At 64.4% G+C, this 25,981-nt stretch carries 23 protein-coding genes; 17 read left to right on the top strand and 6 right to left on the bottom strand.

Annotated elements, in window-relative coordinates:
• Nucleotide 1: 1 nt before the first annotated feature.
• Entirely contained in the window at nucleotides 2–871 is an 870-nt protein-coding gene (locus tag AC3RCJ_RS25910) for an AAA family ATPase (protein ID WP_492957131.1), read from the bottom strand.
• A gap of 219 nt (nucleotides 872–1,090) precedes the next feature.
• Here AC3RCJ_RS25910 and AC3RCJ_RS25905 point away from each other — a divergent pair, with 219 nt between their 5' ends.
• A complete protein-coding gene (locus AC3RCJ_RS25905) occupies nucleotides 1,091–1,420 on the top strand; it encodes a c-type cytochrome (RefSeq protein ID WP_492957287.1) in 330 nt (109 codons plus the stop codon).
• Nucleotides 1,421–1,431: 11 nt separating this feature from the next.
• Nucleotides 1,432–1,773: a c-type cytochrome gene (locus AC3RCJ_RS25900; protein ID WP_492957130.1), complete on the top strand. Its 342-nt coding sequence runs from the start codon at nucleotides 1,432–1,434 to the stop codon at nucleotides 1,771–1,773.
• Between the two features lie 14 nt (nucleotides 1,774–1,787).
• On the opposite strand, the gene norR is transcribed toward AC3RCJ_RS25900, so the two are convergent.
• A complete protein-coding gene (norR, locus tag AC3RCJ_RS25895) occupies nucleotides 1,788–3,350 on the bottom strand; it encodes a nitric oxide reductase transcriptional regulator NorR (RefSeq protein WP_492957129.1) in 1,563 nt (520 codons plus the stop codon).
• Between the two features lie 151 nt (nucleotides 3,351–3,501).
• Here norR and nirK point away from each other — a divergent pair, with 151 nt between their 5' ends.
• The 3 genes from nirK to AC3RCJ_RS25880 are packed head-to-tail and all read left to right on the top strand — an operon-like array spanning nucleotide 3,502 to nucleotide 8,005.
• Nucleotides 3,502–4,986, top strand: a complete 1,485-nt coding sequence (nirK, locus tag AC3RCJ_RS25890) for a copper-containing nitrite reductase (protein ID WP_492957128.1) — start codon at nucleotides 3,502–3,504, stop codon at nucleotides 4,984–4,986.
• A gap of 56 nt (nucleotides 4,987–5,042) precedes the next feature.
• Nucleotides 5,043–5,720: an iron-sulfur cluster repair protein YtfE gene (gene ytfE, locus AC3RCJ_RS25885; protein ID WP_492957127.1), complete on the top strand. Its 678-nt coding sequence runs from the start codon at nucleotides 5,043–5,045 to the stop codon at nucleotides 5,718–5,720.
• Nucleotides 5,721–5,734: 14 nt separating this feature from the next.
• Entirely contained in the window at nucleotides 5,735–8,005 is a 2,271-nt protein-coding gene (locus AC3RCJ_RS25880) for a nitric-oxide reductase large subunit (protein WP_492957126.1), read from the top strand.
• 5 nt (nucleotides 8,006–8,010) lie between these two features.
• Here the strand turns inward: AC3RCJ_RS25880 and AC3RCJ_RS25875 are convergent, their stop codons facing one another.
• A complete protein-coding gene (locus AC3RCJ_RS25875) occupies nucleotides 8,011–8,433 on the bottom strand; it encodes a DUF1841 family protein (protein ID WP_034780276.1) in 423 nt (140 codons plus the stop codon).
• Nucleotides 8,434–8,650: 217 nt separating this feature from the next.
• Here AC3RCJ_RS25875 and AC3RCJ_RS25870 point away from each other — a divergent pair, with 217 nt between their 5' ends.
• Both AC3RCJ_RS25870 and mqo read left to right on the top strand, forming a co-directional pair.
• Entirely contained in the window at nucleotides 8,651–8,884 is a 234-nt protein-coding gene (locus tag AC3RCJ_RS25870) for a hypothetical protein (RefSeq protein ID WP_492957125.1), read from the top strand.
• Nucleotides 8,877–10,475, top strand: a complete 1,599-nt coding sequence (gene mqo / locus AC3RCJ_RS25865; protein ID WP_492957124.1) for a malate dehydrogenase (quinone) — start codon at nucleotides 8,877–8,879, stop codon at nucleotides 10,473–10,475. Before AC3RCJ_RS25870 ends, mqo begins: the two co-directional genes overlap by 8 nt.
• 100 nt (nucleotides 10,476–10,575) lie before the next feature.
• Here the strand turns inward: mqo and AC3RCJ_RS25860 are convergent, their stop codons facing one another.
• Nucleotides 10,576–11,208, bottom strand: coding sequence for an RNA pyrophosphohydrolase (locus tag AC3RCJ_RS25860; RefSeq protein WP_492957123.1), 633 nt, complete (start codon nucleotides 11,206–11,208; stop codon nucleotides 10,576–10,578).
• Nucleotides 11,209–11,412: 204 nt separating this feature from the next.
• Here AC3RCJ_RS25860 and AC3RCJ_RS25855 point away from each other — a divergent pair, with 204 nt between their 5' ends.
• Together AC3RCJ_RS25855 and AC3RCJ_RS25850 are read left to right on the top strand one after the other, a co-directional pair.
• A complete protein-coding gene (locus AC3RCJ_RS25855; RefSeq protein WP_492957122.1) occupies nucleotides 11,413–13,152 on the top strand; it encodes a proline--tRNA ligase in 1,740 nt (579 codons plus the stop codon).
• Nucleotides 13,149–13,775, top strand: coding sequence for a lytic transglycosylase domain-containing protein (locus AC3RCJ_RS25850; protein WP_492957121.1), 627 nt, complete (start codon nucleotides 13,149–13,151; stop codon nucleotides 13,773–13,775). Before AC3RCJ_RS25855 ends, AC3RCJ_RS25850 begins: the two co-directional genes overlap by 4 nt.
• A 129-nt stretch (nucleotides 13,776–13,904) precedes the next feature.
• Here AC3RCJ_RS25850 and AC3RCJ_RS25845 read toward each other — a convergent pair whose 3' ends face one another.
• Both AC3RCJ_RS25845 and ffh read right to left on the bottom strand, forming a co-directional pair.
• Nucleotides 13,905–14,300 (bottom strand): SWIB/MDM2 domain-containing protein, encoded by a 396-nt coding sequence (locus AC3RCJ_RS25845; RefSeq protein WP_071653383.1) that lies wholly within the window; start codon nucleotides 14,298–14,300, stop codon nucleotides 13,905–13,907.
• Between the two features lie 432 nt (nucleotides 14,301–14,732).
• Nucleotides 14,733–16,100 carry a signal recognition particle protein gene (gene ffh / locus AC3RCJ_RS25840; protein ID WP_492957120.1) on the bottom strand — a complete coding sequence of 456 codons (1,368 nt, stop codon included), beginning with the start codon at nucleotides 16,098–16,100 and terminating at the stop codon, nucleotides 14,733–14,735.
• 289 nt (nucleotides 16,101–16,389) lie between these two features.
• Here ffh and AC3RCJ_RS25835 point away from each other — a divergent pair, with 289 nt between their 5' ends.
• The 8 genes from AC3RCJ_RS25835 to AC3RCJ_RS25800 all read left to right on the top strand — a co-directional run bounded on the left by AC3RCJ_RS25835 (nucleotide 16,390) and on the right by AC3RCJ_RS25800 (nucleotide 25,902).
• A complete protein-coding gene (locus AC3RCJ_RS25835; protein ID WP_492957119.1) occupies nucleotides 16,390–16,899 on the top strand; it encodes a sigma-70 family RNA polymerase sigma factor in 510 nt (169 codons plus the stop codon).
• Nucleotides 16,896–17,885 carry a FecR domain-containing protein gene (locus AC3RCJ_RS25830; RefSeq protein ID WP_492957118.1) on the top strand — a complete coding sequence of 330 codons (990 nt, stop codon included), beginning with the start codon at nucleotides 16,896–16,898 and terminating at the stop codon, nucleotides 17,883–17,885. Before AC3RCJ_RS25835 ends, AC3RCJ_RS25830 begins: the two co-directional genes overlap by 4 nt.
• A gap of 115 nt (nucleotides 17,886–18,000) precedes the next feature.
• Nucleotides 18,001–20,199 (top strand): TonB-dependent siderophore receptor, encoded by a 2,199-nt coding sequence (locus AC3RCJ_RS25825; protein ID WP_492957117.1) that lies wholly within the window; start codon nucleotides 18,001–18,003, stop codon nucleotides 20,197–20,199.
• A 128-nt stretch (nucleotides 20,200–20,327) separates the two neighbouring features.
• On the top strand, nucleotides 20,328–20,591 hold the full coding sequence (locus AC3RCJ_RS25820) for a hypothetical protein (RefSeq protein WP_492957116.1): 264 nt from the start codon (nucleotides 20,328–20,330) through the stop codon (nucleotides 20,589–20,591).
• A complete protein-coding gene (locus tag AC3RCJ_RS25815; RefSeq protein WP_492957115.1) occupies nucleotides 20,588–22,285 on the top strand; it encodes a PepSY-associated TM helix domain-containing protein in 1,698 nt (565 codons plus the stop codon). The genes AC3RCJ_RS25820 and AC3RCJ_RS25815 overlap by 4 nt, the downstream gene beginning before the upstream one ends.
• Nucleotides 22,282–22,623, top strand: a complete 342-nt coding sequence (locus tag AC3RCJ_RS25810; RefSeq protein ID WP_492957114.1) for a DUF3325 domain-containing protein — start codon at nucleotides 22,282–22,284, stop codon at nucleotides 22,621–22,623. Before AC3RCJ_RS25815 ends, AC3RCJ_RS25810 begins: the two co-directional genes overlap by 4 nt.
• A 91-nt stretch (nucleotides 22,624–22,714) precedes the next feature.
• Nucleotides 22,715–23,902, top strand: coding sequence for an efflux RND transporter periplasmic adaptor subunit (locus AC3RCJ_RS25805; protein ID WP_492957113.1), 1,188 nt, complete (start codon nucleotides 22,715–22,717; stop codon nucleotides 23,900–23,902).
• A gap of 5 nt (nucleotides 23,903–23,907) precedes the next feature.
• Nucleotides 23,908–25,902, top strand: a complete 1,995-nt coding sequence (locus AC3RCJ_RS25800) for a MacB family efflux pump subunit (RefSeq protein ID WP_492957112.1) — start codon at nucleotides 23,908–23,910, stop codon at nucleotides 25,900–25,902.
• Nucleotides 25,903–25,981: the final 79 nt, after the last annotated feature.

The following is a 25,981-nucleotide window of genomic DNA, read 5'->3' as shown; positions in this document are numbered from 1 at the left end:
CTTAGCGGTTGGTGCGCGACATGAACATCAGGCGCTCGAACAGGTGCACGTCCTGCTCGTTTTTCAGCAGCGCGCCATGCAGCGGCGGCACGACGGCCTTGTTGTCCTTGCTGCGCAGCGCGTCAAGCGGGATGTCTTCGGCCAGCAGGAGCTTGAGCCAGTCGAGAAATTCCGACGTCGACGGCTTTTTCTTCAGGCCCGGCACGTCGCGCACCTCATAGAAGGTTTGCAGCGCCTGCGCCAGCAATTCCTGCTTCAGGTGCGGGTAGTGGACGGCGACGATCTGCTCCATCGTGTCCTTGTCCGGGAATTTGATGTAATGGAAGAAGCAGCGGCGCAAAAAGGCGTCCGGCAATTCCTTCTCGTTGTTCGAGGTGATGATGACGAGCGGGCGGTGGCGCGCCGTGACCATTTCGCGCGTCTCGTAGACATAGAATTCCATGCGGTCGAGTTCGCGCAGCAGGTCGTTCGGAAATTCGATGTCGGCCTTGTCGATTTCATCGATCAGCAGCACCACCGGCTCGGGCGCCGTGAACGCCTGCCACAGCACGCCCTTGACGATGTAGTTCTGGATGTCGCGCACGCGCTCGTCGCCCAGCTGCGAGTCGCGCAGGCGCGACACGGCGTCGTATTCGTACAAGCCCTGCTGGGCCTTGGTGGTCGATTTGATATGCCATTGCATCAGCGGCATGTTCAGCGCGGCCGCCACTTCCTCGGCCAGCATGGTCTTGCCCGTGCCCGGCTCGCCCTTGATCAGCAGCGGGCGTTGCAGGGTCAGCGCCGCATTCACGGCCAGTTTCAGGTCGGCGGTGGCGACATAGCTGTCGGAACCTTCGAAGCGGTGGCCTTGCTGGGAGTGCTTTGCTTGCATGAGCGGTCTGCCAAAGAAATGAAAGAGTGAGTATAAACAGAACTATGCCACACTGCCACGCAGGCGCTCTGTGCACGCCGGCCTACAATGCGGGCTTTGTAGGTGGACTTGCAAGAATATCTTGGTTAGAATCGGCCATTAACAGTTTAATTGTCAACATTTAAGGTCAAAAAAACCAGCTTTGGCGTTTCTCCGATTACCTCTGTTCACTTTGCCACTATGAAAAAAATATTTGCACTTCTCGTGCTTGCCGGCATAGCAAATGCCGTCACAGCGGCTGACATTGTAGGAAACGCCAAGGCAGCCACTGCCAAGGTGGAAATGTGTATCGGTTGCCACGGCATTCCTGGCTACAAGGCGACCTTCCCCGAAGTGTTCCAGGTGCCGATGATAGGCGGACAGTCGGCAAAATATATCGAAAATGCGCTCAAGGCATATCAGAAGGGCGATCGCAAGCATCCCAGCATGAAGGGCATTGCCGCCAGCCTGTCGGACCAGGACATCGCCGATGTCGCCGCGTATTATGCGCAACAAGCCAAGCCGAACTGAGGACCAGCCCGATGAAAAAACTACTCGCCGCCCTCGCTTGCGCCACCGTTTCGTTTTCCGCCCTCGCCGCCGGCAATATCAACACGGGCAAGGCGCTGGCCGAAAAATACAGCTGCGCCACCTGCCACGGCAAGGATTACGGCTCGCCCATCGACCCTTCGTATCCGAAGCTGGCCGGCCAGCACAAGGATTACCTGGAGCACGCCTTGACCGCGTACAAGCGCGGCGACGCCGCCAACGGCCGCAACAATGCCATCATGACGGGCCAGGTCAAGCCGCTGAGCAACCAGGACATCAAGGACCTGGCGGCCTATTTGCACAGCCTGCCCACCACCCTGGTCATTCACCGCTGAGCTGTATTACCGCGTCAGGCTTTCAGTCCCACCCGGCGCGCCAGCTTGTGCAGGTTGCTGGCGTCCAGCCCCAGTTGCCGCGCGGCGGCAGCCCAGTTGTCCTGATGCAGGGCCAGCGCCTGGCGGATCGCCTGGCGCTGGCTTGTTTCCACGATCTGCTGCATGGTGGCGTGGCCAATGGCGGCCGTGGCACCTGGCGTCTCGGCAGGCAGGCGCGCGCCGTCCCCGGCGCCAGCGGGCAGGTCCAGCGCATCGAGGTCGAGCATATCCGTTTCCAGCGTCACGATGTCCTTGCGGTTCGCGCCGCGGATCACGGCTTTCAGCGCGGCCCGGCTGATCACGTGTTCCAGTTCGCGCACATTGCCGGGCCAGCGGTAATGGCGCAGCGCGTCTTCCGCTGCGGCCGACAGGCGCAGGCTGCGCAGGCCCAGGCGCGCGCGGTTCAGTTCCAGGAAGCGCCCGGCCAGCAGCAGCACGTCATTGCCCCGCTCGCGCAGCGGCGGAATCGGCACCGGATACACGGACAGGCGGTGGTACAGGTCGGCCCGGAACGTGCCGTCGCGCACATGCTCGCGCAGGCTGCGGTTGGTGGCGGCGATCACGCGCACATTGACGCGGCGCGGCCGGTCCGCGCCCAGGCGCTGGATTTCGCCATTCTGCAAGGTGCGCAGCAGCTTGGCCTGTATCGACAGCGGCAATTCCCCCACTTCATCGAGGAACAGGGTGCCGCCCTCGGCCGCCTCGAAACGGCCGGGCCGGTCGCTGACGGCGCCGGAAAACGCGCCGCGCACGTGACCGAACAGTTCGCTTTCGGCCAGCGATTCCGGCAAGGCCGCGCAATTGACGTGGACCAGCGGCTTGCCGGCGCGGCGCGACAGCCGGTGCAGCCGGTGCGCGCACAGCTCCTTGCCCACGCCCGTTTCCCCCAGCAGCAGCACGGGCAGTTCGGAATCGGCCACGACCTGCAACTCGTGCAGCAATTGCGTGATGGCAGTGCTCTGTCCCACGAAATCGCTCTCTTCGCGTCGCGCCTGCGTATTTTCCTGCACGGCGCCGCTTGACAGGCGCAGTGCGCGTATCTCCGCTTCCAGGCGGGTGACGCGCACGGCCGCCTCGATGGCGCAGGCCAGTTCACCCAGGTCGCGCTGCGCCCGCGCATCGAAGGCACCCACTTGCATGGCGTCGAGCGTGACCACGCCCCAGCGCTCGCCCTCCAGGTCCAGCGCCATGCCCATGCAGTCGTGCACGGGCATCGGCTCGCCCGGATGTTCGGCCACCAGGCCGTCATAGGGATCGGGCATCACGCTGTCGTGATGGAAGCACAGCACGCCGCGCCGCTGCAGGATGGCGGACAGGCGCGGATGGTCGGCCACGGCGAAGCGCCGCCCCAGCGCGTCGTTGACCAGGCCATCCATGGCCACGGGGCGCAAATGCTCGCCATCGAGCTTGAGCAGGGCCACGGCTTCGCAGCCGAAATGCGCGCGCAGGCAGCCCACCAGCCGCTGCAGGCGCACGGCCACGGGCAGGTCGGCGACCAGGTCGGTGAGCAGCAAGAGATGGGTGTGGTTCGTGGTCATGGATACCATGCAGGGTACAACGGACCATATGAAAAGTGGGTCATAAATACCCTGTATTTTTCAAATCATTGATTTAAAACAAGTTTTCTCCTGGCATGCCGATTGCCTTGCTAGTAGTGCCGAACCGGCATACAAGACCAAGGAAAGCTCCATGAAAACGATTCCTCCGCTCGGCGCCATCGCCGCCGCCATCTGTGTCCTGGCCATGCCACTGTCCGTGCAGGCGCAGGCCGCCCCCCATGCGATGCCGATGGCCGCCGCGCCGGCCGGCAAGGCGGCCGCCACGCCGGCTGCCACCAGGCGCTATGCGCTGCATACCAATATCGTCGACGGCAAGATGGTCTTCGTCGACGAGCAGGGGCAGGTAAACCCGACGCTGGCGGCGAATGCCGGCGACACGGTCGAGATCGTGCTGAAAAGCGGCGAGGGCGCCGAGCATGACCTGGTGCTGCCCGAACTGAAGGTGGCCTCGGCCAAGTTCAGCGCCAGCAGCGGCCAGACCACGGTGCGCTTTCAGGTACCGCGGGCCGGCACGTTCACCTATTATTGTTCGATTCCCGGCCATCGCCAGATCGGCATGGAAGGCCGTCTGCAGGTGAGCGGCCCGGCGCTGGCCGACACGGGCGCGCCCGCTGCCGACAGCGCGGCCAATGAATCGAGCCAGGCTGCGCTGGCCCTGTACACGCCGGCGCCGGCCCCGATGCGCGGCCCCGATCCGTCCGCCGTCAGCGTGGCGGCCAATCCGGCCTCGGTGCCGGCGGCCGTCGGCGCACGCGCGCCGAAGACGCTGAAGTACCGCATGGAGACGGTGGAACTGCCCGGCAAGCTCGATGACGGCACCACCTTCACCTACTGGACTTTCAACCGCCAGGTGCCCGGCCCCATGCTGCGCGCCCGCGTGGGCGACACGGTCGAGCTGACCCTGTTCAATGCGAAGGACAGCAAGATGATCCACTCGATCGACCTGCATGCGGTGACGGGCGGCCATGGCGGCGGCCAGCATACCCAGGTCGCACCGGGGCAGGAAAAAACCATCGCCTTCAAGGCGCTCAATCCCGGGCTGTATGTCTACCACTGCGCCACGCCGCTGGTGCCGCAGCATATCGCGGCCGGCATGTACGGCATGATCCTGGTCGAACCGGAAGGCGGCCTGTCGAAAGTGGACCGCGAGTACTACGTCATGCAGGGCGAGATGTACACGGGCCGTCCGCACGGCGCCCCCGTGCACCAGGAAGCGAACCTGGAAAAAATGGCCAATGAGCTGCCTGACTACTACGTCTTCAACGGCGAAGTGGGCGCCCTGAGCAAGACGCATAAATTGCAGGCGAAAGTGGGCGAGACCGTGCGCATCTATTTTGGCGTGGGCGGCCCGAACAAGATTTCATCGTTCCACATCATTGGCGAGATCTTCGACAAGGTGTACAGCGAAGGCTCCATCAGCAGCCCGAAACACGATGTGCAGACCACGCTGGTGGCGCCGGGCGGCGCGACCATCGTCGAGCTCAAGGTCCAGTATCCGGGCACCTACCTGCTGGTCGACCATGCGCTCTCGCGCGCCGGCAAGGGCGCCGTGGGCGTGCTGGAAGTCAGCGGCGAGCCGCTGCCGGGCATCTACAAGTCCAGCGTCCTGCCATGACGCGCGGCCATTCCCATCCCCCCATTCCCCTTATTTAAATTAAACAGGAGCTTTTCATGGAACTGATCGACCAATCCCTGGGCCAGCTGGCCCGCCGCATTCCCGGCGCCACGCGCCTGTTCGATGCGCACCGCCTTGACTTTTGCTGCGGCGGCAACAAGACCCTGCGCGCGGCGGCCGAAGCGGCCGGCGTGGACACGGCGCCCATCGTCAAGGAACTGCAAGTGCTGGCCGGACGGATTGACGCCAGCGGCGCGCGTGACTGGCAGGACGCCTCGGCCACCGAGCTGGTGGAACACATCCTGGCGCGCTACCACGCCGTGCACCGCGAGCAGCTGCCCGAGCTGATACGCCTGGCGCGCAAGGTCGAGCAGGTGCATGGCGACCGCGCCGACTGTCCGCACGGGCTGGCGGAACACCTGTCGGCCATGGCGCAGGAACTGGAAAGCCATATGCGCAAGGAGGAGGACGTGCTGTTTCCGATGATCGTGCGTGGCCAGGGGTCCAGGGCGGGCGCGCCCATCAACGTGATGCGCATGGAGCACGACGACCATGGCGTGGCCTTGCGCGCGATGGAGGCGATGACGAACGATATCACCGCACCTGGTGGCGCCTGCACCACCTGGCGCGCGCTGTACACGGGCTTGCGCACCTTCCGCGAAGATCTGATGGCGCATATCCATACTGAAAACAACATCCTGTTCGAGCGCTTTGCGCCGGCCGTGGTGCACTGACAAAGGAAAGCCCCATGGGTCCCTACAAAAAACTCTGGTTCACCCTGATCGGTGTGCTGATCGTGACGTTTTCGCTGCTCGGCTACTACGGCACGGAAGTCTACCGGCAGGCGCCGCCGATTCCCGCGCAAGTGCTGGCGCAGGACGGCCGGCAGCTGTTCGACCGCGAGGGCATCCTCGACGGCCAGACGGCCTGGCAATCCGTCGGCGGCATGCAGCTGGGCTCCATCTGGGGCCACGGCGCCTACCAGGCGCCCGACTGGACGGCCGACTGGCTGCACCGCGAACTGACGGCCTGGCTGGAACTGGCCGCGCAAGAGCAGCATGGCAAGGCGTACGCGGCGCTCGACGGCCCCGCGCAGGCGGCGCTGCGCGAAGCGCTCAAGCTGGAATACCGCGCCAACCGGGTCGATGAAGAACAGGTACTGCACCTGTCGGCGCGCCGCGTGCAAGCCATCGCCAACACGGCGCACTATTACGACCAGCTGTTCTCGGACGCGCCTGCGCTGCACGCCAGCCGCGAGCATTTCGCCATGAAGGAAAATACCCTGCCCAGTGCCGAGCGGCGCCGGCAGATGACGCAGTTCTTCTTCTGGACGGCGTGGGCCGCCGCCACCGAACGTCCGGGCCAGAAAGTGAGCTATACGAACAACTGGCCGCATGAACCGCTGATCGGCAACCAGCCCAGCGGCGAAAACCTCGTCTGGTCGGTCGCCAGCGTGGTGGTGCTGCTGGCCGGCGTGGGTTTCCTCGTCTGGGGCTGGGCCTTCTTGCGCGACCATGACGAAGCGCTGCCGGCCGCCGGTCCGCGCGATCCGCTCACCACTTTCGCGCTGACGCCTTCGCAGCGCGGACTGGGCAAATACCTGTTCCTGGTGGTGGCGCTGTTCATCTTCCAGGTCTTCATCGGCGGCTTCACGGCGCACTACACGGTGGAAGGGCAGCAGTTCTACGGCATCGATGTATCGCGCTGGTTCCCGTATGCGCTCACGCGCACCTGGCATATCCAGGCCGCGCTGTTCTGGATCGCCACGGGCTTCCTGGCGGCCGGCCTGTTCCTCGCGCCGCTGATCAATGGCGGCAAGGACCCGAAGTGGCAGCGCCTCGGTGTCGACGTGCTGTTCTGGGCCCTGGTCGCGGTCGTCGTCGGCTCGTTTATCGGCAATTACCTTGCGATTGCGCAAGTCATGCCGCCCGAGTGGAATTTCTGGCTCGGCCACCAGGGTTATGAATATGTGGACCTGGGACGCTTATGGCAAATCGGCAAATTCGTCGGCATCCTGCTGTGGCTCGTGCTGATGCTGCGCGGCGTCGTGCCCGCCCTGCGCCAGCCGGGCGGCGACAGGAACCTGCTGGCGCTGCTGACCGCGTCCGTCGGCGCCATCGGCCTGTTCTATGGTGCCGGCCTGTTCTACGGCGAGCGCACGCACTTGTCGGTGATGGAGTACTGGCGCTGGTGGGTAGTGCATCTGTGGGTGGAAGGCTTCTTTGAAGTGTTCGCCACCACGGCGCTGGCCTTCATCTTCTCGACCCTGGGCCTGGTGTCGGTGCGCATGGCCACGACGGCCAGCCTGGCCTCGGCTTCGCTGTTCATGCTCGGTGGCATACCCGGCACCTTCCACCACCTGTACTTTGCCGGTACCACCACGCCCGTGATGGCCATTGGCGCCAGCTTCAGCGCGCTGGAAGTGGTGCCGCTGATCGTGCTGGGCCACGAAGCGTGGGAAAACTGGCGCCTGAAGGAACGCGCGCCGTGGATGGAAAACCTGCGCTGGCCCCTGATGTGCTTTGTCGCCGTCGCCTTCTGGAACATGCTGGGCGCGGGCGTGCTGGGCTTCATGATCAATCCGCCCGTGGCCTTGTACTACATCCAGGGCCTGAACACGACTCCCGTGCATGCGCATGCGGCGCTGTTCGGCGTGTACGGCTTCCTGGCGCTGGGCTTTACCTTGCTGGTGCTGCGCTATCTGCGGCCCGACTACCGCTTCAGCCCGGCGTTGATGAAGACGGCGTTCTGGGGCTTGAACGGGGGCCTGGCGCTGATGATCTTTACCAGCTTGTTGCCGATTGGCATTATCCAATTCCACGCCAGCGTGACGGAAGGCCTGTGGTATGCGCGCAGCGAAGGCTTCATGCAGCAGCCGCTGCTGCAGAACCTGCGCTGGATACGCACTTTCGGCGACGTGGTCTTCATCGTCGGCGCCGTCGCCATGGCGCTGCAGGTGGTGCTGGGATTGATGGGCAAGGCGCCGAAGGCAGCTGTCCTGCAGCCTTCGGCGGTGTAGCCCGGTTAACGCCTGCGGACGCAGTCGATATAGGCGTCCGTATCGGGCGGCAAGCCCGAGCGCTGTGAAGCCCAGATCATCTGGCCCAGGCATTCCATCACTTCGTGCTGGGCCGCATGGGCCGAATCGAGGCGCTGGGTCAGCTGCTGGACGGCCGGGCGGATGCCGCGCGGCTGGTCCACCTGCACCTGCTCCGTGATCGACAGATGCATGGACAGGTGCAGGAACGGATTGGCCTGGCCCCCTTCGACGGAATAGTCGCGCGCCAGCGCCGCTTCGACGTCGGAGAGCTCGTTTTCATACTCGGGGTGTTCGAGGATCCAGTCGAGCGCGATGGCTTCCATCGGCGTGAGGATCTCATGGGCGCGATGCTTGCGTAATGTTTCGCAAAAGAAACGGCGCACGTCGTCGGAAGAGGGGTTGAACATGGCTGAAGGACTATGGCTAAAGGGCAGCCGGCATTGTACCGCGTACATCAAGCAAGGGCATCGGAGATGCCCTTTTTGCCGTCCGGCGCCCGCGGACATGACCCGATAGTCACCGACATTTAATACCCTGCAGTAAGTATTATCCACTACCGCCGCGGCCTGGCGGCGCCAAATAACGGTGATAAAATCGCCGCTCTTGATATTTGCGCTGGACACGATGGCGATTTTGTTGTCATTCCGTGCCTCCATTGCCCGCACCTTTGCCACCAGATCTCGCTCCTGGCTTATCCCGGAGCGCGGCAGCATGCCTATCACCATCGATATTCGCTTTTCCGGCCGCCCAGGCGTTCCGGTTGGCGGGCTGTTTTTCATTCAATACAGCGATGGTGCCGCCACGGTGGCACGCAAGAATCATCCTTCAGTATCCAAAAATGGAGTTACGTATGCGTAAATCGCTATTACTTTTGATGTCGTGCCTGATCCTGGCGGCATGTGACAAGACACCCCCGGCTTCTTCCGAGAAACCGGTCGACGTGCTGCTGATCGGCGCCGGCACCATGAGCGCCACCCTGGGCAGCATGCTCAAGGAACTCGATCCCTCGCTGACGATGGAAATGGTCGAGCGCCTCGATGCCGTGGCGGCCGAAAGTTCGGACGCGATGAACAACGCGGGCACGGGCCATTCGGCATTTGCCGAGCTGAACTACACGCCCGAAGCGGCCGACGGCAGCATCGAAACGAAGAAAGCTGTTGCCATCAACGAACAGTTCGAGATTTCCAAGCAATTCTGGGCTTACCAGGTAGAAAAGAAGCACCTGGGCGCGCCGCAAACCTTCATCAACAACGTGCCGCACATGGCCTTTGTCTGGGGCGATGAGAATATCGCCTTTTTGAAGAAGCGCTACGCCGCGCTGCAAAAGGAAAACCTGTTCAAGGGCATGCTGTACTCGGAAGACTTTGCGCAGATCGAGCAATGGGCGCCGCTCGTCATGCAAGGGCGCGACAAGGGCCAGAAAGTGGCTGCGACGCGCATGGACATCGGTACCGACGTCAATTTCGGCACGCTCACGCGCGGTCTCGTGAGCTACCTGACGGACAGCCACGGCATGGTCCTGCACCTGCGCCACCAGGTGGAAGACATCCGGCGCGGCGCCGATGGCGTGTGGAACGTGACGGTGAAAGACTTGAACGCAGGCAAGGAAAAGACCATGCGCGCCAAGTTCGTCTTCATCGGCGCCGGCGGCGGTTCGCTGCCGCTGCTGGAAAAATCGGGCATTCCTGAAGCCAAGGGCTACGGCGGCGTGCCGGTCGGCGGCCAATGGCTGGTGACCACCAATCCTGAACTGGTGGCGGCGCATGCGGCCAAGGTCTACGGCAAGGCCTCCGTCGGCTCGCCGCCGATGTCCGTGCCGCACCTGGACACGCGCATCATCGATGGCAAGAAAGCCCTGCTGTTTGGCCCGTTTGCCACCTTCTCGACCAAGTTCCTGAAAAATGGTTCCTGGATCGACCTGCCTGCCTCGATCGGCACGGGCAATGTGAAACCGATGCTGCAAGCCGGCTACGACAATATTCCGCTGACCAAATACCTGGTCGAGCAGGTGATGAACACGCCGGAAGACCGTTTGAAGACCCTGCGCGAATACTTGCCGAACGCCAAGATGGAAGACTGGACCCTGCAAAACGCAGGCCAGCGCGTGCAGATCGTCAAGGATGATCCTGTCAAAGGCGGCTTGTTGCAGTTCGGTACGGAAGTCGTCGGCGCCGCCGATGGCAGCATCGTTGCGCTGCTGGGCGCCTCGCCTGGCGCCTCGACCGCGCCGCCGATCATGATCAAGGTGGTACAGACGGCCTTCAAGGACCGCCTGGCGACCCCGGCATGGCAGGCAAAGATGCTGGAAATGGTGCCTTCGTACGGGCAGAAGCTCAATGACGACCCGGCGCTGGCCAACAAGATCCGCCAGCACAGCAGCAATATCCTGGGCTTGAAGGCGGTTACGCTCGACGTGCCAGGCGCTGCGCCAGCGCCGGCAGCAAACTAAGCCAGCCTGACCGGCAGGGGAGTTTCTTGCCGGCATGAAAAAAGGGGCAGCCTGTTCAGGCTGCCCCTTTTGCGTGGGAGCGTGCGTTCATTGCGGCGGACTACCCCTTGCCCGGCAAGATCAGCTCCGGCGTACACCCTTCGGCGGCAATGCCGTCGCAAGGCTTGGCCAGTGCCGCGCCGTCCTGTGCCCGTGGCGCATGGGGCTGGCGCAGGTAGCGTGACGTATGGCGGTGCGGCTGCTGCGCATTGCCATGCACGGGCCAGGTCAGGAAGCGGGACAGCTCCTGCAAGGCGCGCTGGTACACATCGCGTTTAAATTCAATCACGACATCGAGCGGGACCCAGTACTCATGCCAGCGCCAGGCGTCGAACTCGGGATGGTCGGTCAGGCGCAGATTGACGTCGTTATCGCGCGCGCACATTCTCAGCAGAAACCAAATCTGCTTCTGGCCACGGTAGTGGCCGCGAATCTCGCGCTTGATGAAGTGGTCTGGCACTTCATAGCGCAGCCAGTCGCGGGTGCGGCCGACAATTTTGACGTGTTCCTGTCTGAGTCCGATTTCCTCTTCAAGTTCGCGAAACATGGCTTGTTCCGGTGTTTCGCCATATTTGATACCGCCCTGCGGAAACTGCCAAGAGTGCTCGCGCACCCGCTTGCCCCACCACACCTCGTTCTGGGCGTTTAGCAGGATGATGCCGACGTTGGGCCGAAACCCTTCACGGTCGAGCATAATGCACCTCAAACTTTCTGCGACAGAGCGTCTTTTTTTACATTTTTACCCACAACTCCGCAAGCCGGCAGCCTTTTCGGGGTGCGAAAAGCGCCGGAATCGCACCAATTGAGCGCATTTGTGTAAAGTATGGACGCATCAGCCAGCTAATCCTTTAAAATTAGGTTGATTATAACCCTCTCTTTTTAAAAAGAATTCACTGTTATGCGCGCCTCCCGTTTTTTTATTTCTACACTTAAAGATGCACCTTCTGACGCGGAAATCGTCAGCCACCAATTGATGATGCGTGCAGGCATGATCAAACGCCTCGGTTCCGGCATCTATACCTATATGCCGATGGGCCTGCGCGTGATCCGCAAGGTGGAAGCCATCGTCCGTGACGAGATGAACAAGTCCGCCGCCATCGAACTGCTGATGCCGCTCGTGCAGCCGGCCGAACTGTGGCAGGAAACGGGCCGCTGGACCAAGATGGGCGACGAATTGATGCGCGTGAAAGACCGTCACGGCCGCGAATACGCGATCCAGCCGACGTCGGAAGAGGTCATCACGGACGTCGTGCGCACGGAAATCAAGTCCTACCGCCAGTTGCCATTGAACTTTTATCACATCCAGACCAAGTTCCGCGACGAGCGCCGTCCCCGCTTCGGCCTGATGCGCGGCCGCGAATTCACCATGAAGGACGCATATTCGTTCGACCGCGACCTGGCCGGCATGCAAGCGTCGTACAAGGTCATGTTTGACGCCTACACGCGCATCTTCACGCGTTTCGGCCTGAAATTCCGCGCCGTGGCGGCCGACAACGGCGCCATCGGCGGTTCCGGTTCGCATGAATTCCACGTCATCGCCCATACGGGCGAAGACGCGCTCGTGTATTGCCCGACCTCCGACTACGCCGCCAACATGGAAGCGGCCGAAGCGCTGCCGCCGGCCGGCGAGCGCGCCGCCGCCGCCCAGGCGCTGACGAAAACGGCCACGCCGGACACCGTCAAGTGTGAAACCGTGGCCGCCCTGCTGGGTCTTGATTTGGCGCAAACCGTGAAAACCATCGCCCTGACGGTGGAAACGACGGGCAAGGACGACAAAGTCACGAAACAGCATTTCATGCTGCTGCTGCGCGGCGACCATGAATTGAACGACATCAAGGTGGGCAAGGTTGCCGGCCTGGCCGGTCATCGTTTCTCGACGGAAGCGGAAATCCTGGAAGTCTACGGCACCATCCCTGGCTACCTGGGCCCGATCGGCACGCAAGCGCCCGTCACCGTGGTGGCGGACCGCACGGTCGCCCACATGAGCGACTTCGTCTGCGGCGCGAATGACGCCGGTTTCCACTACACGGGTGCCAACTGGGGCCGTGACATGCCCGAGCCTGCCATCGTGGCCGACTTGCGCAATGTCGTCGCCGGCGACGCCTCGCCGGACGGCCAGGGCGTACTGGCCATCGAGCGCGGCATCGAGGTGGGCCACGTATTCCAGCTGGGTACGGCGTACTCGGAAAGCATGAAGGCCACCTTCCTCGACGAGAACGGCAAGCCGGCGCCGCTGCAGATGGGTTGCTACGGCATCGGCGTGACGCGCATCCTGGGCGCCGCCATCGAACAGAACTTCGATGACAAGGGCATCATCTGGCCCGCCTCGATCGCGCCATTTGAAGTGGTGCTGTGCCCGATGGGCATGGACCGTAGCGAACTGGTCAAGGAAGAGACGGAGAAGCTGTACGCGGCCCTGCAAGGCGCTGGCGTCGATGTCATCGTCGACGACCGCGGCCTGCGCCCGGGCGCCATGTTTGCTGACTGGGAACTGATTGGCGTGCCGCACCGCATCGTCATCGGCGAGCGCGGCCTGAAAGAAGGCAAGCTGGAATACCAGGGCCGCCGCGATGCGGAAGCCACTGGTGTGGCGCCGGACGAGATCGTCGCCTTTATCCAGGGCAAAATGGCGCAGTGAGTCGCGTCCATGTAAGCCACGCGGCCGGCGCCCTCGCGCTGGCCGCCTGCCTGGCCTGCGTCCCCCCGGCGCGGGCCGGCAACCAGAAAGAGGAGGCGCTGGCCGACTCCGTCCGCCTGGCCCTGTCGCACGCGATCCGCGACGAGCGCCCGCCGCAACCCAAGTTTTCCACCCCCGCCGACTTGCAGCGCTACCAGCAATGGCTGGCGCAGATGTCGCAACGCCTGCAGCGCAAGCTGCCGGACGCGCAACTGCGCACGGAATTCCTGGAGACGGTCTGGTACGAGTCGCGCCGCGCGGGCCTGGAGCCGGCCCTGGTGCTGGGCTTGATCCAGGTCGAGTCGGCCTACCGCAAGTATGCGGTCTCGCTGGCCGGCGCGCGCGGCTACATGCAGGTGATGCCGTTCTGGACCGGCGTCATCGGCGACCATGACCGCAGCAAGCTGTTCCACATGCAGACGAATTTGCGTTATGGCTGCGCGATCTTGCGCATGTACCTGGACATGGAAAAGGGGGACTTGTACCTGGCGCTGGGGCGCTACAACGGCAGCCGGGGACGGGCCGAGTATCCGAATGCGGTAAGGGCGGCGTGGAAACAATGGGAGTTCAAGCCGGCAGGGTAGGTCGGACGTCGGATTAGGTCTGCAAGACCGTAATCCGACAACATTGTTGGCGTTTGCAGCCAAAAAAATGCCCCGCTCGCTGAATCAGCTGCGGGGCACTCGCTCGGTGTTGGGCCGGCGCGTATTTGATTATTTCAAATGATCGGAGATGAGTTTCGTCATTTCAAACATGGAGACTTGGGCTTTGCCGCCGAAAACAGCTTTCAGCTTGTCGTCCGCATTGATCATGCGGCGGTTGGCCGGATCTTGCAGATCGAGTTTTTTGATGTAATCCCATACCTTTTTGGTCACTTCCGTGCGCGGCAGTGGTGCTGCGCCGACAACGGCGGCCAGCTCTTTCGATGGCGTCATTGCTTTCATGAATGCTGCGTTTGGCTTGCGTGGTGTTGCCGGTGCTGCCGCTTTCTTCGCCGCTGCTGGTTTTGCTGCTGCTTTGGCTGCGGGTGCTGCTTTCTTCGCGGCTGCAGGCTTGGCTGCTGCTGCTTTGGCTGGCGCTGCTACTGGGGTTTTTTTGGCTGTTGCCATCTTCGAGCCTCCTTAACAAACACATGGGAAATTGCGCAATTGATCGCACGGCTAATATTGGTGGGGATTTACCTAGTATGCAAGTGTTTTTCACGTTTTCACGAGGAAAAAGCAGGGAAATGCCGCGCCTGTCGCCCGGGCGCAGCGCTTGCGGACGCGTCAGCGCATTTTTGCCCGTAAATGGCATGGTTGCTGGCTATGCGGGGAGGGAGACTGCGGAGGGAGGGAAGCGTGATGCCGGACACATGAAAATGCAATCCGGCATTATTTAGAACGATGTTTTTTGATCTATCGACTTTCGATACGCGGCGTAAAAAAGGCCTTCAAAATCACAGCGAGCGGCGATGATTTGTGGCCGAGAAGCGCAACCGTACTTTAGTACGGTGAGCATCGCCGGCGCGCAAAGCGCCCCGCGCAGCGGATTTTGAAGCCTTACCTCATGCCAGGCATCATGCCCTTCATGGAGCGCATCATCTTCATCATGCCGCCGCCCGACAATTTCTTCATCATCGTCTGCATTTGCTCGAATTGCGTCAGCATGCGGTTCACTTCCTGTACTTGCACGCCGGCGCCGGCGGCGATGCGGCGCTTGCGCGTGGCCTTGATCAGTTCAGGCTTGGCGCGTTCCTGCGGCGTCATCGAATCGATGATGCCGCACATGCGGCGCACCTGTTTATCGGCCTGGTCCATGTTCTTGCCGCCTGCCGCCTGCTGGAACTGGGCCGGCAGCTTGTCCATCAGGTTGGCCATGCCGCCCATTTTCTTCATCTGGCCCAGCTGCGCCTTGAAGTCGTTCATGTCGAACTTGCCGCCTACCTTGATCTTTTGCGCCAGGTCGGCCGCAGCCTTGCTGTCGACGCCCTTGCGCGCCTCTTCCACCAGGGCGAGGATGTCGCCCATGCCCAGGATGCGGTTGGCCATGCGGGTCGGATCGAACGCTTCCAGGCCGTCGAGCTTTTCCGAGACACCGGCAAACTTGATCGGTTTGCCCGTGATATGGCGCACCGACAGGGCGGCACCGCCGCGCGCATCGCCATCGAGCTTGGTCAGCACGATACCGGTCAGGGGCAGCGCGTCATTGAAGGCCTTGGCCGTGTTGATGGCGTCCTGGCCCAGCATGGCGTCGACGACAAACAGGGTTTCGATCGGTTTCACGGCGGAGTGGACGGCGGCGATCTCGCGCATCATCTCTTCGTCGATGCCGAGGCGGCCGGCCGTATCGATGATCAGCACGTCGTGGTAGTGCTTTTTCGCCCAGTCCAGCGCAGCCAGGGCGATATCGACCGGCTTGTCCGTGCTGGTGGACGGGAAGAAGTCGGCGCCCACCTGGGCCGTGACCGATTGCAGCTGGGCGATCGCGGCGGGGCGGTACACGTCGGCCGAGACGGTCAGCACTTTCTTCTTCTTTTCTTCCTTCAGGTACTTCGCCAGCTTGCCGACGGTGGTGGTCTTGCCCACGCCCTGCAGACCGGCCATCAGGATGATGGCGGGCGGCTGCTGCGCAAAGCTGAGCTGCGACGCTTCCGGTCCCAGGTCGGCGCCCATGATGGCGGCCAGCTCGCGCTGCACCACGCCGACGAGGGCCTGGCCAGGCGTGAGCGAGGAAATGACATCCTCGCCCATGGCTTTTTCTTTGACTTTGGCAATGAATTCGCGCACGGCGGGCAGGGCGACGTCGGCTTCGAGCAGCGCCAGGCGCACTTCGCGCAGCATTTCGGCGGTGTTCGCTTCGGTCAGGCGCGCCTCGCCGCGCATGGTCTTGACGACTTTGGCAAGCCGTTGGGTGAGATTATCTAGCATGATGAACCTGCAATGAAAAGCTTGGGAGTGGGCGGCGCTAAGAACCTGTCCTGGCAGGAGATGCATTCATCTGCTGGGGCGAGGCTCTAAACCGGACGATGGCCGTCATTTTACCCCATCGCGGGGTCCTGGCGGGCTTGCGCTGCACAGCCTGGCGGTCGCGCCATTTTTGGATTAGTTGGTATTTATGGCAACGCCACGATTGCATGAAAGCCAAAAACACGGTTAAAATGAGAATAATTCTTATTTACATTCGCAGGCGCGCCGCGCCAGACCGGAAAGGGATGCCATGTCGGCCGCCGATTTTGCCCAGCAACAAGACCTGCACGCGCTCTACCGCAGCCATCACGGCTGGCTGCAGGGCTGGCTGCGGCATAAGCTGGGCAATGCCTGCGAGGCGGCGGACCTGGCGCAAGATACTTTCATCAGCGTGCTGACAGCCGGCGCCGCGCCACAGATCCGCGAAGCGCGCCCTTTCCTGGCCACCATCGCGCGGCGCCTGGTGGCCCACCGCTATCGGCGCCAGGTGCTGGAAGACGCCTATCTGGCGGCCCTGGCCTGCCTGCCGCCCGATGCGGCGCCCGCGCCCGAGGAACGCTTGCTGGCGCTGGAAGCGTTGCAGGAAATCGACGCGGCCCTCGACGGCTTGCCGCACGCCGTGCGCGCGGCTTTCCTGCTGGCGCAGCTGGAAGGCCTCAGCTATGCGGACATCGCCGCGCGCCTGGATGTGTCGCTCAGCTCGGTCAAGCAATACCTGACGCGCGCCAACCGGCACGTGTTTTTTTCCCTGCCGGCGTGAGCAGCGCCTGCGAGCCTGCGCCGCAGGCGCCTATCCGCGACAGCGTGCGCCAGCAGGCGGCCGAATGGCTGACCGTGCTGATGTCGGACGAGGCGGGCGAGCGGGAACGGGCCGCCTGGCAGCAGTGGCGCGCGCACGACCCCGAGCATGAGCGTGCCTGGCTGCATATCGAGGCGGTGTCGCGGCGTTTCAATGCCGCGCCGCTGCAGCGCAGCGCGGCCGCGCAGGCGCTGGCCGGCGCGCCTGTCCGGGGCCGGCGGCGCCAGTTGCTGGCCTGGCTGGGCGCGGTTGCCGGCGGCGGCCTGCTGGCCGCGCAGACGGATGCCTGGCACGGCGCGCGCACCCTGCGCGCCGACTACCGCACGGCCACGGGCGAGCGGCGCGAGGTGCTGCTGGGCGATGGCAGCGTGCTCAGCCTGAATACGGCATCGGCCGTCAATGTGCGTTTCGACGCCGGGCGCCGCCTGATCGAGCTGCTGGCCGGCGAGATCCTTGTCGTCAGCGGCCATGGCGCCGGCAGCGCTGCGCCGCTGGTGGTGGCCACGCGCGAAGGCCTGGTGCGCGCGCTGGGCACGCGTTTTTCCGTGCGCCAGCAAGATGGCTACAGCACGGTGGACGTGTTTGAAAGCGCCGTCGAGATCCGGCCGGCCGATGGCGGCGGCGCGCCCTTGCGCCTGGCGGCGGGACACAGCGTGACATTCTCGCGCCTGGCGCCGGACGCCCCGCATGCGCTGGACGCGTATGCCGGTGCCTGGTCGCGCGGGCAGCTGATCGTCGATGACGTGACCCTCGGCGATTTCCTGGCCGAGCTGGCCCGTTACCGCCCTGGCGTGCTCCTTTGCGCGCCGGAAGTGGCCCAGTTGCGCTTGTCTGGCGTGTTTCCGCTGGCCGACACGCAGCGCATCCTGCACATGCTGCCCAATTCTCTGCCGGTGCAGCTACGCAGCCGCACGCGCTATTGGGTCACGGTGGAACCCGCACCGTAGCGGCCCCGCAAAAAATATATGCAGTTCGATTGCCCGTTTTTCATTTTCGCGGCACCTACAAGGTAGGCGCCTGTTTTTTTACCGTCGGATGACGCCACTACTATCAGGAACTTTCATGTCGCACGCTTTGCCTTTTGTCAGTTTGACATCACCTCACTCCTCACTGCGTCCGCTGGCGCAGGCGGCCGCGGCCCTGTGCCTGGTTGCCAGCCTGCCCGCGCTGGCCCAGCAGGCGCCGGCCAGCCCCGCGTCCGAGCAGACCATGGCAGGCGTGTCCGTGACGGCGGGGCGCGACGCGACGACGGAAGGCAGCGGTTCCTATACGACCGGCGTGAGCAATACGGCCACCAAGCTGAACCTGTCGCTGCGCGAGACGCCGCAGTCGGTCAGCGTGCTGACGCGCCAGCAGATCGATGACCTGGGCATCACCACGCTGGACGCCGCCGTGCAGTCGATCACGGGACTGGTCATGCAAAAGGGCAACTTTACGGGCGATTCGGGCAGTTTCAGCGCACGCGGCTTTCCAGTTGACAACATCCTGCTCGACGGCCTGCCCACCAGCCTGGGGGCGAACGGTACTTTCAATGGCGACAATGACGACCTGGCCATCTACGACCGCATCGAGGTGGTGCGCGGCGCCACGGGCCTGACGACGGGCAGCGGCACGCCCAGCGCGGCCATCAACCTGGTGCGCAAGCGCCCCACGGCCACGCCGCAGGCGGCGTTCTCGGCCAGCATCGGCAGCTGGAGCAACTACCGGCTGGAAGCCGATGCGGCCAACGCGCTCAACGCAGCGAAGACCCTGCGCGGGCGCATGGTCGTCACGGTGCAGGACAAGCAGGATTTTGTCGACGTGCTGCATGGCCGCAATCACCAGTTGTACGGCGTCATCGAGGCCGACCTGCGTCCCGATACGACCTTGACCGTGGGCGCCCACTACCGCAAGACCGATAACGACGGCGTCGTGACGGGCGTGGTGACGGCCGCCGACGGCCGCTTTTTGAATTTGCCCCGCTCCACTTACCTGGGCAGCGACTTCGACGGCTGGCGCCAGACCGATAAAACCATCTTCGCCGAACTGGAACACCGCTTCGGCAACGGCTGGAAGGCCAAGCTGTCTGCCACGCGCAAGACGCCCGAGATCGACACCACGTTTTCCGGCATCAACCGCCGCGGCGACACTCTGCGCTTCAATTCGCAAAGCTACCGCGCCGAGCTGGCCAACACCAGCTACGACGCGTATGCCAGCGGCAGCTACAGCCTGTTCGGCCGCGAGCACGAGCTGACGGTCGGCGCCAGCCACCGCCGTTCGTCGAAAAACAGCTATGGCGGCTGGGCCCCGTACAGCTGGGGCGCGGCCGCACCCGTGCTCGACCCGTTCAACTGGGATGCGGGCAGCGTGGCGCGCCCCGTCATCAACTACGCGCAGTGGCGCACGGCCAGCATCACCGAGCAAAGCGGCGTGTATGCGGGCACGCGCCTGCGCCTGACCGATCCGCTGTCGCTGGTGCTGGGCGGGCGCGTGAGCTGGTACAAGGACGATGCCGGCTACTCGGTGGCGCGCGAATTCACGCCCTACGCCGGTGTCGTGTATGACCTCGACAAGCAGCATTCCGTGTACGCCAGCTGGACCGAGATCTTCCAGCCGCAGGCGTCCACCGACGCCAATGCGCAGCCGTTGAAGCCGATCAGCGGCACCAACTACGAGGCCGGCGTGAAAGGCGAATACTTCGGCGGCGCCCTCAATGCCAGCGCGGCCGTGTTCCAGATCCGCCAGCAGAACCGCGGCGTGGACGACCTGGCGGGCCCGAATCCCTGCCCCGGCAGCACCTGGGGCTATTGCCAGCGCGCCTCGGGCGAAGTGCGCAGCGAAGGCGTGGAGCTGGACGTGGCGGGCGCGTTGACGCCCGACTGGCAGCTGTCGGCCGGTTTTACGTATGTGAAGGCGCAATTCACGCGCGACAGCGATCCGGCCAATATCGGCAAGGATTTCAACAGCCGCTATCCGCGCCAGCAGCTCAAGCTGGCCACCAGCTACCGCCTGTCCGGCGCCGCGCGGGGCTGGCGCGTCGGCGCGTCGGTGTACGGGCAGGGCGCGACCGAGTCGAGCGACGGCCGCTACCATCTGCGCCAGGGCCGCTACGCGGTCGTGGGGCTGAATGCGACCTGGCAGGTCGACAGCCGCGCCGAGTTGCGCCTGAACGTCAACAATGCGCTCGACAAGCACTATTACCAGAGCATTTATTCCGATGTCTTCGGCAACCTGCCCGGCGCGCCGCGCAATGTGATGCTGACCTTGAACTACAAACTGTAAACAATCACTTTTGAATGACCTATCTTGATGAAGGATGCATGGCTTATGGATGTGCAGTTGAACCCGGCCCGCGATGGCGTGACCGCGCTGGTGCCGCAGGGAGTGCCGCGATGAGGAAGTCGGCCAACATGATGTTGTTCTCGCGCGTGCTCGCCGCCGTCTTCGGCGGCTATGCGCTCACGTCCGGCGTGGCCGTGCTGCTGGCGGCCGTGCTGCCGCTGTCGCGCGCCGAAGCCGTGCTGACGGCCACCCTGAGCGCCTTTGTCGTCTACACCTGCGCCGTGGTCTGGGTCTTTGCCGTGCAGGACCTGCGCCGCGCCTGGCTGGGCATGCTGCTGCCGGCGATTCTATGCGGCGGCCTTGGCCTGCTGCTGTCGCGAGGTGCCGCATGAACGCCGTCAAGGTAGACAAAGTGGTCAAGACGCCGCAGCAGGGCGGCTTGCGCCAGGCCATGGCCTGGCTGCATACGTGGAGCGGCCTGTGGATTTCCTGGCTGCTGTTCGCCATCTTCCTGACCGGCACCCTGGCCGTCTTCGACGACCCGATCGGCCACTGGATGACGCCCGAACACGCGTTGGAAGAAGCGGCGCATGCGAACGATCCGCCGCTGCCCAAGGTCACGGACCGTGGCCACCGCCTGGAGCTGGCGCTCGACTTCATGGCCAAGGAACACCCGAAGGCGGACATGTGGGAAATCTGGCCCGTGCAGCGTCCCGGCCACGGCCTGTCCGCCTACTGGTTCCAGCCCAGCGGCGGCTATGGCTCGGCGGACCTCGATCCGCTGACGGGGGCCGTCATCGAGCCTGTGCGCGAGGCAACGGAACGCGACACCATCGGTGGCCACCATTTCGTCGATTTCCACTACGAGCTGCACGCGGGGCGCATCGGCGTATGGATCGTCGGCATCACCACCATGATCATGCTGGTCGCGCTGGTGAGCGGCGTCATCACGCACAAGCGCATCTTCAAGGATTTCTTCACCTTCCGTCCGGCCAAGGGCCAGCGCTCTTGGCTCGACGCGCACAACGCGGTGGCCGTGCTGACCTTGCCGTTCCAGTTCATGATCGCCTATACGGGGCTGTCGTTCTTCAGCGACGACTATGTGCCGGCGCCCGTGGCGGCCCAATATGGCATGGAAAACGGCAAGCGCGCCTTTTTGTCCGACTGGAACGATGCGGGCAAGCCCGCGCGCACTGGCCAGCCGCTGGCCATTCCCGCGCTGGAATCGTTTGCGCAGCGCGCCGAACAGGCCATCGGCCAGGAAATCCGCGCCGTGGTGCTGGACAATCCGAACGACGCCTCCATGCGCGTGTGCATGTACGGCTGGAATGAAGAGTCGGACACGATGGAACGCATCAGCGCCAACACGGGCAGGGCCTGCTATGCGCTGGCCACGGGCGAGCAGACCGCCTTGCGCCTGCCCGGCGCGTCCGACACGGGCGGCGCGGGCCTGACGCGCTCCGTCATGTCGAATCTGCACATGGTGGGCTTTGGCGGCACGCCCATGCGCTGGCTGTATTTCTTCTGCGGCCTGGCCGGCACGGCCATGATGGGCACGGGCGCGATCATGTTCATGGTCAAGCGGCGCCAGAAGTCGGGCGGCGAGTTCGGCGCTTACACGCAGCGCGTCTACCGCGTGATCGCCTGCCTGAACGTGGCGGCGATTGCCGGCCTGTCCATCGCCTGCGTGGGCTTCCTGTGGGCCAACCGCTTGATCCCCGTCGGCATCGAGCATCGCGCCGGCTGGGAAGTGCGGGCCTTCTTCGGCGTCTGGTTTTTGATGCTGGTGCACGCCTGCGTGCGCGCGGAAAAGCGCGCGTGGATCGAACAACTGGGCTTGCTGGCCACCCTGTGCCTGCTGCTGCCGGTGCTCAATGTCCTGAGCACGGGCGACAACCTGGCGGCGCAAATCTCGCGCGGCGACTGGGAAAGCGCCGGCGTGGAACTGGGCAGCATGGCCTTTGGCTTGCTGGCCGCCTGGGGCGCGTGGAAAGTCCACAAACGCAAGGAAAAACCGCTGAAAAAGGCCGCCGCCAGGGAAACGCCCTCTGCCAGCCTGCACGTCACTACGGAAGGACAGTCATGATCAATACCATCCTGTGCGCACTGGGCCTGGCGTATGCGGGCATGGCCAGCCTCTCGCTGGCGATGGACCGCCATCACGGCCAGGTCTGGGGGCGCGACGCGGCGCCGAACGTGCGGCGCGCGCTGCAGCTGGCCGGCGCCGTCCTGCTGGCGCTGGCCATCTGGCCCTGCGTGGTCGGCTGGAGCGCCACCGTCGGCGTGGTTGCCTGGCTGGGTTTTATTTCGGCCGGCGCGCTGCTGGTGGCCCTACTGCTGCCGTATGCGCCCCGATTGCTGTTGCGTAGTTCCCTGCTGGCAGCCGTCGCCGCGCTGGCAGGTCTTGTGACGTTCCTGCGGTGATGTTCACCGCCATTTTCAAGGATAGACCGATGTATTTTTCACGTTTGGCGACACCGTTTTACTCTAGCTGCAACCGCAAGGCGGCTTCCTGATGGCGGCCCGCCTGCCTTCCCGCCGCGCCCGCATCCTCGGCGGCGTGGTCTTGCTGGCGCTGTTCGGCGCCGGTGCACTGTGGGCCACGCGTGGCCCGGCCACCGTGTTCGACACGGCGCCTGTCAAGCGCGGCAACATCGAGGCCAGCGTCACGGCCATCGGCACCCTGCAGCCGCAAACCTATGTCGACGTGGGCGCGCAGGTGTCGGGCCAGATCACGCGCCTGCACGTGCAGCCGGGCAGCGCCGTGGAAAAAGGCCAGTTGCTGGCCGAAATCGACCCCAGCGTGCAGCAAGCCACGGTGGACGCGGGCCGCGCCGCGCTGGCGGGCTTGCGCGCGCAGCTGGCCGACCAGCAGGCGCAGCATCGCCTGGCGGGCCAGCAGCATGGCCGCCAGAAGCAGATGGCGAAGTTCGACTCGACGCCTTTGGCCGACCTGGAGACGGCCGAAGCCACCTTGGCATCGGCCGCCGCCAAGATCGACCACCTGAAGGCGCAGATAGCCCAGACCCAGGCCAGCCTGAAGGCGGACGAGGCGCGCCTCGGCTATACGCGCATCTACGCGCCCATGGCCGGCAGCGTCGTGGGCCTGGACGCGAAAGAGGGGCAGACCCTGAACGCCACGTACCAGACGCCGAACATCCTGCGCATCGCCGACCTGTCGGCCATGACGGTGTGGACGGAAGTGTCGGAAGCGGACGTGCGCCGCGTGCGCCCGGACATGCCCGTGTACTTCACCACCCTCGGTGGCGACCAGCGGCGCTGGAGCGGCAAGGTGCGGCAAGTGCTGCCGGCGCCGCCGGTGCCCGGTGGTTCCGCCGCCGGCACGGCCCTGGCGCCGTCGACCAGCAAGGTGATTCTGTACACCGTGCTGTTTGACGTCGATAACGCCGATGGCGAACTGATGCCGCAGATGACGGCGCAGGTGGTGTTCGTCACGGCCGCGGCGAACAATGTGCTGGCCGTGCCCTTGCCGGCCCTGAAACCGTCGACGGAAGAAGGCGCCAAGCCGGGGCAGTTCACGGCCCGCGTGATGGATGCCGACGGCAAGGTCGATACGCGCGCCGTCACCGTCGGCGTGCGCAACCGCCTCAGCGCGGAAGTGCTGCAAGGCTTGCGCGAAGGTGAATTGCTGGTCACGGGCGAGCAGCCGGCCAGCAGCGGCGCCAGCAGGTTCCAGCTATGAGTGCCATGAATGAAGCGGCGTCGCTGGGCCAGTCCGGGCAGCCGGGCCAGCCAGCGCCACTGATCGAGCTTGCCGGCATCCGCAAGCGCTACGGCGGCCATGACGGCGCGCCGGCCGTGGAAGTGCTGCGCGGCCTGACCCTCTCCATCGGCGCCGGCGAATTCGTCGCCATCGTGGGCGCGTCCGGTTCCGGCAAGTCGACCCTGATGCATCTGCTTGGGTGCCTGGACCGTCCCAGCGACGGCAGCTACCGCTTCGCCGGCCAGGACGTGGCCAGCCTGAATCCCGATGAACTGGCGTGGCTGCGGCGCGAAGCGTTCGGCTTCGTCTTCCAGGGCTACCACCTGATCGCCACCGAATCGGCGCGCGAAAACGTGGAAGTGCCGGCCCTGTACGCGGGCATGCCGGCCGCGGCCCGTCACGCCCGTTCCGAAGCGCTGCTCAAGCGCCTGGGCCTGGGCGAGCGGCTCGACCACCGGCCGAACCAGTTGTCGGGCGGGCAGCAGCAGCGCGTGTCGATCGCCCGCGCCCTGATGAATGGCGGGCGCATCATCCTCGCCGATGAACCGACGGGGGCGTTGGATAGCAGCAGCGGCGCCGAAGTCATGGCCTTGCTGGGCGAACTGGCCGACGCGGGCCACACCATCATCCTCATTACGCATGACCGCAAGGTGGCGGCCCAGGCGCGCCGCGTGATCGAGATCAGCGACGGTCAAATCGTCGAAGATTCGGGCGCCATCGCCATTCCCGCCACGTCGACGGCCTTGCCGCCGCTGGACATGTCGCGCGCCGCCCATGACACGGGCGCCTCGCTGGGCACGGAATTGCTCGACGCGGCGCGCGCCGCCTGGCGCGTGCTGTGGATCAACCGCTTCCGCACGGGATTGACCTTGCTCGGCATCGTCATCGGCGTCGCTTCCGTGATCGTCATGCTGGCCATCGGCCTGGGCACGCGCCAGCAAGTGATGGCCCAACTAGGTGCGTTCGGCTCGAACCTGCTGTACATGGCGTCGCGCGGCGAAAGTTCGCGCATCCCCGGGCGCAGCATCACCCTGGCCGACCTCGATGCGCTCAAGGATGTGCCGGGCATCACCCATGTGCTGCCGAATGTCACGGGCAACAAGGTGATACGCCACGGTAACCTCGACGTGCAGACCTATGTGCGCGGCACGGGGCCTGCCCTGCCGCAGATCCAGACCTGGCCGGTGGCCAAGGGTGGCTTCTTTACCGACGAGGACGAGCGCGAGATGGCCACCGTGGCCGTGCTGGGCGCGCACCTGGCCGAAAAGCTGATGCCCGACGTGGCCAATCCCGTGGGACAGAGCATCCTGATCGGCAACGTGCCGTTCCAGGTGATCGGCGTGATGAGCGCGAAGGGTGCGCTGACGGGCGAGAAGGATGAAGACGACGTGTTGCTGCTGCCGTTTTCCACGGCCGGCATCCGCGTCTTCGGCCAGCGCGAGCCGACGTACACTGTCTTGGCGGTGGCCGACGTCAAGCGCGTGACGGAGGTGGAGGCGGCCGTCGACGCCACCATGTTCGAGCGCCACCGCATCCGCGACTATGGCATCAGCAACGCGGCCGCGTCGATCGCCGCCGAAGCCAAGACGCAGGACAACATGACCATGATGCTCAGCCTGATCGCCGCCGTCTCGCTGGTGGTGGGCGGCATCGGCGTCATGAACGTGATGCTGATGACGGTGCGCGAGCGCACGCGGGAAATCGGCATCCGCATGGCGACGGGCGCGCGCCGGCGCGACATCCTGCGCCAGTTCCTCACCGAGGCCGTGCTGGTGTCGGTGGTGGGCGGCGTGGCCGGCATCGTCGTCGGCGTGACGGTGGCCGGCCTGCTGCTGGTCTGGGACGTGCCGGTGATCTTTTCGCTCAGCGCCATCGCCGGCGCCTTTGCCTGCGCCGTGGTGACGGGGCTGGTATTTGGCTTCATGCCGGCGCGCAAGGCGTCGGGACTCGACCCGGTGGTGGCGCTGGCGGGCCAGTAGGTGTTGTAGCAACGCCGGCGCAGTGCCTGCCATCGCGGCCAGGCATTGCACCGGCGTCAAGGGTGAGCTGCGGCGCCAC

The organism is Janthinobacterium sp. GW822-FHT07H11, from assembly GCF_058798615.1.
Note: the sequence above shows the minus strand (reverse complement) of the source record. Positions and strands in the feature narration are given on the sequence as shown.

Coding starts and splice junctions, on each gene's coding strand:
- AC3RCJ_RS25910 (WP_492957131.1), bottom strand. CDS start 871: ATGCAAGCAAAGCACTCCCAGCAAGGCCACCGCTTCGAAGGTTCCGAC.
- AC3RCJ_RS25905 (WP_492957287.1), top strand. CDS start 1,091: ATGAAAAAAATATTTGCACTTCTCGTGCTTGCCGGCATAGCAAATGCC.
- AC3RCJ_RS25900 (WP_492957130.1), top strand. CDS start 1,432: ATGAAAAAACTACTCGCCGCCCTCGCTTGCGCCACCGTTTCGTTTTCC.
- norR (WP_492957129.1), bottom strand. CDS start 3,350: ATGACCACGAACCACACCCATCTCTTGCTGCTCACCGACCTGGTCGCC.
- nirK (WP_492957128.1), top strand. CDS start 3,502: ATGAAAACGATTCCTCCGCTCGGCGCCATCGCCGCCGCCATCTGTGTC.
- ytfE (WP_492957127.1), top strand. CDS start 5,043: ATGGAACTGATCGACCAATCCCTGGGCCAGCTGGCCCGCCGCATTCCC.
- AC3RCJ_RS25880 (WP_492957126.1), top strand. CDS start 5,735: ATGGGTCCCTACAAAAAACTCTGGTTCACCCTGATCGGTGTGCTGATC.
- AC3RCJ_RS25875 (WP_034780276.1), bottom strand. CDS start 8,433: ATGTTCAACCCCTCTTCCGACGACGTGCGCCGTTTCTTTTGCGAAACA.
- AC3RCJ_RS25870 (WP_492957125.1), top strand. CDS start 8,651: ATGGCGATTTTGTTGTCATTCCGTGCCTCCATTGCCCGCACCTTTGCC.
- mqo (WP_492957124.1), top strand. CDS start 8,877: ATGCGTAAATCGCTATTACTTTTGATGTCGTGCCTGATCCTGGCGGCA.
- AC3RCJ_RS25860 (WP_492957123.1), bottom strand. CDS start 11,208: ATGCTCGACCGTGAAGGGTTTCGGCCCAACGTCGGCATCATCCTGCTA.
- AC3RCJ_RS25855 (WP_492957122.1), top strand. CDS start 11,413: ATGCGCGCCTCCCGTTTTTTTATTTCTACACTTAAAGATGCACCTTCT.
- AC3RCJ_RS25845 (WP_071653383.1), bottom strand. CDS start 14,300: ATGGCAACAGCCAAAAAAACCCCAGTAGCAGCGCCAGCCAAAGCAGCA.
- ffh (WP_492957120.1), bottom strand. CDS start 16,100: ATGCTAGATAATCTCACCCAACGGCTTGCCAAAGTCGTCAAGACCATG.
- AC3RCJ_RS25835 (WP_492957119.1), top strand. CDS start 16,390: ATGTCGGCCGCCGATTTTGCCCAGCAACAAGACCTGCACGCGCTCTAC.
- AC3RCJ_RS25825 (WP_492957117.1), top strand. CDS start 18,001: ATGTCGCACGCTTTGCCTTTTGTCAGTTTGACATCACCTCACTCCTCA.
- AC3RCJ_RS25820 (WP_492957116.1), top strand. CDS start 20,328: ATGATGTTGTTCTCGCGCGTGCTCGCCGCCGTCTTCGGCGGCTATGCG.
- AC3RCJ_RS25815 (WP_492957115.1), top strand. CDS start 20,588: ATGAACGCCGTCAAGGTAGACAAAGTGGTCAAGACGCCGCAGCAGGGC.
- AC3RCJ_RS25810 (WP_492957114.1), top strand. CDS start 22,282: ATGATCAATACCATCCTGTGCGCACTGGGCCTGGCGTATGCGGGCATG.
- AC3RCJ_RS25805 (WP_492957113.1), top strand. CDS start 22,715: ATGGCGGCCCGCCTGCCTTCCCGCCGCGCCCGCATCCTCGGCGGCGTG.
- AC3RCJ_RS25800 (WP_492957112.1), top strand. CDS start 23,908: ATGAATGAAGCGGCGTCGCTGGGCCAGTCCGGGCAGCCGGGCCAGCCA.